Source organism: Deltaproteobacteria bacterium (assembly GCA_016218975.1).
GTDB lineage: Bacteria > Desulfobacterota > Deferrimicrobia > Deferrimicrobiales > Deferrimicrobiaceae > JAENIX01.
Map to the genome: position 1 here is coordinate 1 of JACRCO010000008.1, position 8,400 is coordinate 8,400.

The following is an 8,400-nucleotide window of genomic DNA, read 5'->3' on the forward strand; positions in this document are numbered from 1 at the left end:
CTCGGCGCATTTCCCCTCGGGCATCCTGGGGTCGGCCTTGAAACGGGAGTAGGTCCCCGCCCGGATCGCAAGGGCTTCCAGTTCGCCGCACGGGACCGGAGCGCCGTATTCCTCCGCGATCCAATCCTTCCCTGCGACAGGGTCGGCGGCATGCCCGAGGTCGATCACGTAGGTGACTTTCCGGTCGGCGAGAAATCCGCCGTGCTCCCGCGCCGCTTTCTGCGACGCTTCGTCGTATGGGTCCGAGGCCCAGTACGCCAGTCCGATCCCGCGTTGCTTCATCGAAGCGATTGCTTCCTCCAATTCCTCCCGCGACATCCTGGCGGGGAGAATTCTTGCGACCGGGAATCCGAAAAACTCCGAGTCCCAATCCAGCGCCTGGTAAGAGTTCATGGCAGTCCCGCCCTCCGCGTCGCGGTCCGCCGCCCGGGTGCCCGCAGAATCTCCCCGACCGCGGCTTTCATTTTTTCCGTTCCCATATTTTCGAGGCAGACGCTTCGCTCCTTGCCGTCGCAGCCCTTCTTTTGGCACGGCACGCAATCGTCATCGGGCGTGACGATCCTGTGAATGTCGTCCTGGACGGTCCAGACGCGCCAATCGGAGGGGCCGAATATCGTGACCGAAGGCGTGCCGACGGCGAAAGCTATGTGCGGAGCGGCGCTGTCGACCCCCAGATGGATCGTGGAAAGGCTCAGCAGGGCTGCGAGCTCGCCGAGGGTGGTTTTTCCGGCGAAATTCAAGGCCCCCCCGCCGCATTTTGACGCGATACCTTCCGCGGCTCCCGCCTCGTCCCTCGAGCCGACGAGCACGGTACGCAGTCCGTGTTCATTCCAGAGCCAGCCGATCAGCTCGATCCAACGGTCGCGGCCCCACTCCTTGTATTTCCAGCGCGAGAAGGGATTGGCCGTCGCCCATCGGCAGCCCGCAGCCGCAGGGTCCGCCTGCAGCATGGAGCGTATCCCCTCGACAGCCTCTTTGGATACCCATAGCCTTGGGGTTGAGTCCGCGGTGTCTATGCCCAATGTCCTGAGGAGGCGCAGGGACAGGTCGACGCCGGGATGGACCGGAGGGCCTCCGATCCCGGCATTCATGATCCGATGATTGAAGATACGATTGTGCCAGAAGGGCCGGCCCGGGTCGTAACGGGTTACCTTCACGGGAGCGCCAGTCAAAAACGCGAGGATCGTCCCGCGATCCCCCGTGCGCAGGTCGATCGCCAGGTCGTATTTCACACGCCTGAGGCGCCGGATCAGACGGAAGTTTTCACCGCCGATCTCGGCGAGTTTTCCCCTGCTTTTCGCCACTTCGATGACTTCATGCAGATTCGGGTCCTCTTCGAGGAGGGAGCCGAACCCCCGTCTTACGAGGGCCGATACCTTGGCCTCCGGCAACGTTTCCTTCAACGCCCGGAGGGACGGCGTGGTCAGAACCACATCGCCGATGTCGCCGAGCTGGATGACAAGGATATTTTTCGCGCGGCGGATCGCGCCGAGAGTGTCGGTCATGCCTATTTCCCCCGGAAATTCGCCTTCTCCTTGGCGAGGAAGGCCCTGACGCCTTCCCGGAAATCCACAGTCCCCGACAATTCCGCGATCCCCTGCCGCTCTTCCTCGAGCTGCGTCTCGAGGGGATTCGAAAGCGCCCGGTTGTAAAGTTCCTTTGCCTTGGCGAACGCAAGGGTGGGGCCCGCGGCGATCTTTTCCGCCAGCGCGAACGTTTCGGCGATGAAGAAGTCGTCGGGGATAACCCGCTGCACCAGCCCCAGGGAAGCGGCCTCCCCCGCGGTGAGCGTCCTTCCCGTCAAAATAAGTTCCATCGCGCGGTGCGTTCCGAGCGCCCTGGCAAGGAAGAACGTTCCTCCCCCGTCCGGGGAAAGCCCGATGTTCTGGTATGCGAGCGCGAACCGGGCGGACTCCGTGGCCAGTACCATGTCTCCGGCCAGCGCCAGCGGGAAGCCCGCTCCCGCCGCAACGCCGTTGACGGCGGATATGACGGGCTTGCGGCAGCGGCGCAGGGAGGCGACGAATGCATGCAGCCGGACGGTCAGTTCGAGGAACCTGTGGGCGGTGTCCTCTTTCATCCCCGACATCATCACGATGTCGCCTCCCGCCGAGAAAACCTTCCCGGACCCCGTGAACACGATGCACCGCACCTCCGGATCAACCGTAAGGCTTCCCAGTGCCGCGAGCAGCGCATCGCCCATCTCGAAATCGTAAGCGTTCATCCGTTCCGGGCGGTCCATCCGCAGGGTCGCCACGGCTCCGTTTCTTTCGACGGCGACGGCGCTCATTCCGATTTCCCTCCCTGGCCTGATCCGGTGATTGAAAACCGCTTCATTCCTTTATACATTTTTCGGCATCGCGCCGTGGGCTATAATTTCTCCCATGCCGCGTCCCCGGATGAATTGCCCCGCCTGCGGTTTGGAGTTCGAGAGCCACCCGTGGAAGTCCGCCGGAGGGAAGGCGGTCTGCCCTTATGAAGGGCTGGAATATCCGCGCCTGCGCGTGGGTCACGACCGCATCTATTTCGGCAGGTGGAGAAAGATCGACGCCGATCCGCTGGATATCGTCCGCGCATACCGCCAGATAGGGGATCACCTGAAGGAAATCGGACGGGTCCTGGAAGGGATGGACCTCCCCGTCGCCCGAAGGGACCATTCGAAGGCCGTCGAAGCGTACCGGATGGGGGACCCGCGGGAGGATTCGCAGGAGGCGCTCCGTTTCATGGACAACGCCCTTTCCTATGCTCATAGGGTGATCGACGATCTGCTGCACGAAAAGGGGCTTCCCCCTCATCATCCCATGGATTTCGCGGCATGGTACGACACGGCGGAAGTGCCTTTCGGCGAAGAGTGGTGAAGACCCGGATTCGGAGGTAGAAAATGCCGCCACTGGACCGTTACCCCAAGGAAATCGCGTTGAAGGATGGCGCGCAGGTGAGCTTGCGTCCTATGGTCCCGGAGGATGCGGGCCTGCTGTGGGAATTTCTCCAGCGGATCCCGCACGAGGAGAAGATGTATTTCCGGGAAGACGTGAGCGACCGCGACGAAGTGAACCGGTGGGCGGCTGCCATCGATTACGCCTCGGCGCTTCCGATCCTCGCCGTTTTCGAGGGGCGGGTGGTGGGGAACGCAACGCTGCACCGCAACCGTACGGGGTGGAAGCAGCGTGTGGGGACGGTAAGGATCCTGATCGATCCCGAATTCCGGCACCGGGGGCTGGGGACCGCGATGATCCGTGAATTGCGCCACCTGGGGGACAAGGCGTCCCTGCGTTACCTCCTGGCCGAGATGACCGAGGAGCAGCAGGCCGCCGTACGCGCATTCGAGAAGCTGGGCTTCGAGCGGATTGCCGTCCTCAGGAAATACGTGAACGACCAGAAGGGGAACATGCACAATCTCGTCGTCCTCCTTCACTCGATGTCCGATGAAGACGACGAGACGTTCTACTGAAATTATGGCCGGGAAGCCTTATATTAATAAGGTTATGGCAAAGCCTTCGGGGGTGGAAGCGCGTTGAGTTCGGTTTCGGCGAGGTTGCTGTCCCTGACGGGCGTCCTCTTCGCATTGTGCGTGCTTCCGGCTCGCCCGGGATTCCCATCGGAACCCACGATGCCGAATCCCCATGCCCATTTCATGCAGGCGCCTCAATGCCCGAGGTGCCACATCTACGACGGCGCGAAACTCGTTCCGGACCGGGTTGCCACGGCGTCGGTCGATTTCTGCCTCGAATGCCACACTGCCGAAGCGCGGGGGATGACCCATCCGGTAAAGGTGCATCCGGTGGGAAAATTCAACCGCATGAAGGTTCCGCCGGAATACAGGCTGGGAGACGGTGATTACATAATATGCCTCACGTGCCACACGGCCCACGGACCGTTTCTTTCGACGGTCAGGACATTCGCAGGCCAGGCGCCGGATATAACTGGAAACGGGCCGAACGGCGCTCCGTTGTACAGGACCTACTACCTCCGGCGGACGAACCCCTCGGGAGAAGGGTTCGAGGCGCTTTGCGAAGGGTGCCACAAGGTGCCATGACCGCAGGTTTCCCCAGCCAGGTCAAACGCAGGACCATCTTCATCAGCCCCCGTTTCCAGTTCGGGGTCGCGATGTGCTTCGCGGCGGCCGTCCTCGCCGCCTCCGCCTTGTTCGCATGGTTTTTCCACAGCCAGGCGAAGAGCCTGCTCCGCGTCGCATCCCTCAAGGGCCACTACCACTTCCTGACGGCGTACGAAATCGTCGGGGGCGACCTTGTACGCCGCATCGCCGCGATGTCCGCTGGCGGGTTGGCGGCGGGACTTCTCGTTTTCCTGTTCCTCCTGCGCAGGGTACGGCGAGGGGCCGACCGGCTGGTGGACGCATTCAGGCGGTCGGTGGAAGGGGACCTTTCGACGCCTACGGATGTGGGGGGGATACTGGACATGGCGGACCTGGCCGGAAAGATAGACGCGTCCCGCCTGGGGACCTTGTCCGTTATCCGCGAAGCGAGGGAAGAAGCGGAGATGCTGCGGGACAAGTCTCTTTCGGAAGATGAGTTCGCCCGAAGATGGAGCAGGCTCAAGCAGACCTTGCGGAGGATCGCGCCGTGAGCGTCCTTCCGAGGTCGAAAGGCGTTCGCATTCCCTCCGGGAATTACGCGGGCAGGTTCGCGGCGTCGCTGTTGCTCGTATTCTCGATCGGAGGAGCGTCCCTGCTGCTCGCTTTTTACCTTATCCTTACCCGGCCCCTTCCCGACACCTATTCGGGGGTCTATTTCGCGCTGCGCAATCTCTCCTCCTACCTTGTGCCCATACTCGTCTTCTCCATGACCGCCTATGTCCTGCTGATTACGGTGGCGATCGCCATACTTTGCGGCTACACGTTTCACAAGATAGCCGGGCCGCTTTACCGAATGGAACTTGCCATGAACAATTTCGAATCGGGATTTTACATACGCCCGGTGTTCCTCCGTGAAGGGGACCAGATTGTCGAGCTCGCCGAAGCCTACAACGGCTTCGTCGCGGGTCTGCGGGAGGACCGCAGGGAATGCCTCACCGCGTTGGAGCACGCGGAAAGGCTCTGCCTCGTGGACGCTTCCGCCTGCCGCTCCGAAAGGGAAGAGGCGCTTTCCCGGATATCGGCCCTTCTTTCAAGGTACCGCTGATGGAAAACGGCTCCTTGTACCTGCGTGCGAAAAGGTTCCTGTTCGGGGCGCCCCGCAACATCTTCGACCCGAAGGTCTTCCACAATATCGCCCTGATCGCGTTTTTCGCCTGGGTGGGCCTGGGGGCGGACGGGATCTCGTCCTCCTGCTACGGCCCGGAGGAAACTTTCCTCGCGCTCGGACAGCACTCGGTCCTCGCCATCTTCATCACCTTTGCGATGGTCGCGACGATTTTCATAATCTCAGGCAGCTACGCGCAGATCATCGAGGCCTTCCCAACCGGCGGCGGAGGATACAACGTCGCTTCCAAGCTCCTGGGGTCGAGGGCGGGGGTCGTATCGGGCTCCGCACTTGTGATCGATTACGTTCTCACGATCACGATTTCCGTCTCCTCCGGCGCGGATGCCCTCTTCAGCTTCCTTCCGCAGCAATTGGGAGAATACAAGCTCTGGTCCATCGCGGCCGTTCTCCTGTTCCTCATCTGGCTGAACCTGCGAGGGGTCAGGGAATCCGTCCTGGCCCTCACTCCCATCTTCATGGCGTTCATCCTCGGCCATTTCCTGCTCGTCCTCTACGGAGTCCTGCGGCACGTCCCCGACTTGCCTCGGGTTTCGGCGCAGGTGTCCACGGACTTCTCCTCGGCGGTGAAGGAGATGGGTTGGTTCGGGGTGGGCTTCCTCCTGATGCGCGCCTACTCGATGGGAGCCGGTACGTATACGGGAATCGAGGCGATCAGCAACTCAATGCCGACGCTGCGCGAACCCCGCGTCCAGACGGGGAAACGGGCGATGCTGTACATGGCCATTTCCCTCTCCTTCATCGCCGGAGGGATAACCCTGGGATACCTTCTCAACGGGGTATCGCCCGTTCCCGGAAAGACGCTCAACGCCGTGCTGTTCGACCGGCTGCTGACGGACCTCTGGCCGGGCCAGCCTGCTGCGGTGATCCTTGCCGTCGTGCTCCTCTCGGAAGCGGCGCTCCTGTTCGTCGCGGCGCAGACCGGCTTCATCGACGGCCCGCAGGTTCTCTCGAACATGGCGATCGACTCTTACGTCCCCCACCGGTTCGCGCATCTTTCCGAGCGTCTTGTCCGGAAATACGGCGTCTACTTCATGGGCGGGATGGCGTTCGTCATGCTGGCGATCACCGGCGGCTCCGTGCGTTACCTCGTCGTCATGTACTCGATCAACGTTTTCCTCACCTTCAGCCTGTCGCAGTTCGGAATGGTCGTTCACTGGTGGAAGGACCGGGAGAAGGAAAAGGGGTGGAAACTCAAGATGGCCATGAACGGCGTCGGGTTCCTGCTGACCGCCTCGATCCTGGCCGCGACAGTGGTCATCAAGTTCCCGGAGGGCGGATGGATCACCTTGCTCATCACGGGGACGTTCATCGCCATCTGCTTCCTGGTGCGAAGGCATTACCGGAAGGCGCAGTACGCCCTGCGAAGGCTTGACGAGCTTCTGCTTCAACTTCCCCCCGTGACTGTTTCCTCCCACCAGGAGCCCATGCTGCGCCGCGTCGCCCCCACGGCGGCCATCATGGTGTCGGGGTACAACGGCCTCGGCATGCACGTCTTCTTCTCGGTCATCCGGTCCTTCCCCGGAACGTTCCGCAACTTCATCTTCCTGTCAGCCGGCGTCGTCGACAGCACCGTGTTCAAGGGGGCGGACGAGGTCGTGCACCTGGGTGATGACCTGAAAAAACAGCTCCAGAACTACGTGGAGTTCGCCAAGGGGCACGGGTACTACGCCGAGGCGCGGAGCGAGGTGGGGACGGAGGTGATCGAGATCATCGGCCATCTTGCCGAAGGCGCCGCGAAGGATTTCTCCAACATCGTCTTCTTCTCCGGACAGCTGGTGTTCCAGGAAGAGAGTTTCGTCACCCGCCTGCTCCACAACCAGACCGCGTTTCTGGCCCAGAAGAAGCTGGTGTTCGCGGGGCTCCCGATGATCATCCTGCCGGTCCGGGCCCTGTGATATATCCGCAGCGGGTATTACGCCGGAAGATGTGATATAAAGTCGTGGAAATTGCAAGTCTGGCGCCGAGAGAGGAGCCGTTGACGGCAAAGGTTTCGAGGCATCTCCTGCGGAAGTTCCTCATCCCTGTTTCGGCGGTATCTGTCGCCTGCCTTGTCCTCGCCACGCAATTCGACCCGCGCGTCAACCCGCATTCCCTGTTCGCCAAGTCCGACCAATGCGGGAAGTGCCACGTCTATCACCGCGGAAACCTGGAGCCGGAGCGGTTCGTTCCGGAGTGTTCCGACTATTGCCTCGGCTGCCACGCGGACCAGTCGCTGGAACGGACCCATCCGATCAAGGTCCGCCCCGGCGGGAAGTACTGGAAAATGAAGATCCCCGCGGAGTTCCGCCTCGACGACGAGGGGAGGGTCATGTGCCTTACCTGCCACAAGGCGCACGGGCCGTTCCTCGCCACGGTGAAAGCGCACCCAACCCAGAAACCGGAGCCCATGGTTCCCCCTGCGGGTCTCGCCGGGTACTACCGCACGTTTTTCCTTCGGGTTTCCGATCCCGTGCGGGGGTTCGCCGCGCTCTGCGACAGGTGCCATAAGAAGCTATGACGGCCTATCCGAAGAATCGCAGGAAGATCATCTTCATCAATCCCCGGGTCCAGGGAGGGACGGCCCTGTTCTTCTCCGCGATCGTAGTCGCGGGCGCCCTTCTTTTCGCCTGGGTCGTTTACGACCACATCAGGCTGGCCCTCTGGGACGCCACCTACCGGGGGCATTTCATGATGCGGACGCCGTACCAGATCGTGGACGACATCGTCATGACCCACCTCGTGACCCTGTTTCTCGGGGTCCTCGCAGCGAGCATCATCGCGTTCTTCCTGCTGATCCGCAGGATCCGCGCGGGGATACTGAAGGTGGCCGAGGCGCTTGCTATCTCTGCGGAAGGGGACCTCTCCACTCCGACGAACGCGCCGGGGCTCAAGGAGATCCGGTCCTTCGGGGAACAGCTCGACGCCGCCCGTTCGCTCACCCTTTCCCGGGTCCGCGAGATCCGGCAGGACCTGGAGCTCCTGCGGTCCGGCGCCGCAACGCCCGATGAACGCAGGCTCAGGTGGGAGGAGCTGAAGGGGAAGATAGGGAGGATGTCTCCGTGACGGATCGCCGGGACGTCGAAAGAATGATCGTCGCGGAGCGGGGTTTCCAGCTCCGGTTCCTGCTTCTCCTTTCCTGCATTTTCGCCTTCGGGGCCCTGCTGCTGTTCGCGATCATGTTCCTCTTCTTCTCCCGTCC

At 62.1% G+C, this 8,400-nt stretch carries 12 protein-coding genes; 9 read left to right on the forward strand and 3 right to left on the reverse strand.

The genetic code is table 11. The annotated features are described in order from the left end of the window. From HY896_01250 to HY896_01260, 3 genes are all read right to left on the reverse strand, one after another. On the reverse strand, window positions 1-393 hold a 393-nt coding region (locus tag HY896_01250; GenBank protein ID MBI5574969.1), incomplete at its 3' end, for a hypothetical protein. Then, window positions 390-1,505, reverse strand: a complete 1,116-nt coding sequence (locus tag HY896_01255; protein ID MBI5574970.1) for a glycosyltransferase family 9 protein — start codon at window positions 1,503-1,505, stop codon at window positions 390-392. The genes HY896_01250 and HY896_01255, both read right to left, overlap by 4 nt. A gap of 2 nt (window positions 1,506-1,507) precedes the next feature. Continuing rightward, window positions 1,508-2,290, reverse strand: coding sequence for an enoyl-CoA hydratase/isomerase family protein (locus HY896_01260; protein ID MBI5574971.1), 783 nt, complete (start codon window positions 2,288-2,290; stop codon window positions 1,508-1,510). A 94-nt stretch (window positions 2,291-2,384) separates the two neighbouring features. Between HY896_01260 and HY896_01265 the strand changes: the two genes are divergently transcribed. The 9 genes from HY896_01265 to HY896_01305 all read left to right on the forward strand — a co-directional run. Then, window positions 2,385-2,858 (forward strand): hypothetical protein, encoded by a 474-nt coding sequence (locus HY896_01265; protein ID MBI5574972.1) that lies wholly within the window; start codon window positions 2,385-2,387, stop codon window positions 2,856-2,858. A gap of 23 nt (window positions 2,859-2,881) precedes the next feature. Beyond that, on the forward strand, window positions 2,882-3,451 hold the full coding sequence (locus HY896_01270; GenBank protein ID MBI5574973.1) for a GNAT family N-acetyltransferase: 570 nt from the start codon (window positions 2,882-2,884) through the stop codon (window positions 3,449-3,451). 63 nt (window positions 3,452-3,514) lie between these two features. After that, window positions 3,515-4,036: a hypothetical protein gene (locus HY896_01275; GenBank protein MBI5574974.1), complete on the forward strand. Its 522-nt coding sequence runs from the start codon at window positions 3,515-3,517 to the stop codon at window positions 4,034-4,036. Next, window positions 4,033-4,587: a hypothetical protein gene (locus HY896_01280; protein ID MBI5574975.1), complete on the forward strand. Its 555-nt coding sequence runs from the start codon at window positions 4,033-4,035 to the stop codon at window positions 4,585-4,587. The genes HY896_01275 and HY896_01280 overlap by 4 nt, the downstream gene beginning before the upstream one ends. Next, window positions 4,584-5,141, forward strand: coding sequence for a hypothetical protein (locus HY896_01285; GenBank protein MBI5574976.1), 558 nt, complete (start codon window positions 4,584-4,586; stop codon window positions 5,139-5,141). The genes HY896_01280 and HY896_01285 overlap by 4 nt, the downstream gene beginning before the upstream one ends. Then, a complete protein-coding gene (locus tag HY896_01290) occupies window positions 5,141-7,117 on the forward strand; it encodes an APC family permease (GenBank protein MBI5574977.1) in 1,977 nt (658 codons plus the stop codon). The genes HY896_01285 and HY896_01290 overlap by 1 nt, the downstream gene beginning before the upstream one ends. Window positions 7,118-7,161: 44 nt before the next feature. Further along, on the forward strand, window positions 7,162-7,719 hold the full coding sequence (locus HY896_01295; GenBank protein MBI5574978.1) for a hypothetical protein: 558 nt from the start codon (window positions 7,162-7,164) through the stop codon (window positions 7,717-7,719). After that, entirely contained in the window at window positions 7,716-8,264 is a 549-nt protein-coding gene (locus HY896_01300) for a hypothetical protein (protein ID MBI5574979.1), read from the forward strand. The genes HY896_01295 and HY896_01300 overlap by 4 nt, the downstream gene beginning before the upstream one ends. Further along, window positions 8,261-8,400: hypothetical protein (locus HY896_01305; protein MBI5574980.1), on the forward strand; the 140-nt coding region annotated here is incomplete at its 3' end. The genes HY896_01300 and HY896_01305, both read left to right, overlap by 4 nt.

Coding starts and splice junctions, on each gene's coding strand:
- HY896_01255 (MBI5574970.1), bottom strand. CDS start 1,505: ATGACCGACACTCTCGGCGCGATCCGCCGCGCGAAAAATATCCTTGTC.
- HY896_01260 (MBI5574971.1), bottom strand. CDS start 2,290: ATGAGCGCCGTCGCCGTCGAAAGAAACGGAGCCGTGGCGACCCTGCGG.
- HY896_01265 (MBI5574972.1), top strand. CDS start 2,385: ATGCCGCGTCCCCGGATGAATTGCCCCGCCTGCGGTTTGGAGTTCGAG.
- HY896_01270 (MBI5574973.1), top strand. CDS start 2,882: ATGCCGCCACTGGACCGTTACCCCAAGGAAATCGCGTTGAAGGATGGC.
- HY896_01280 (MBI5574975.1), top strand. CDS start 4,033: ATGACCGCAGGTTTCCCCAGCCAGGTCAAACGCAGGACCATCTTCATC.
- HY896_01290 (MBI5574977.1), top strand. CDS start 5,141: ATGGAAAACGGCTCCTTGTACCTGCGTGCGAAAAGGTTCCTGTTCGGG.
- HY896_01300 (MBI5574979.1), top strand. CDS start 7,716: ATGACGGCCTATCCGAAGAATCGCAGGAAGATCATCTTCATCAATCCC.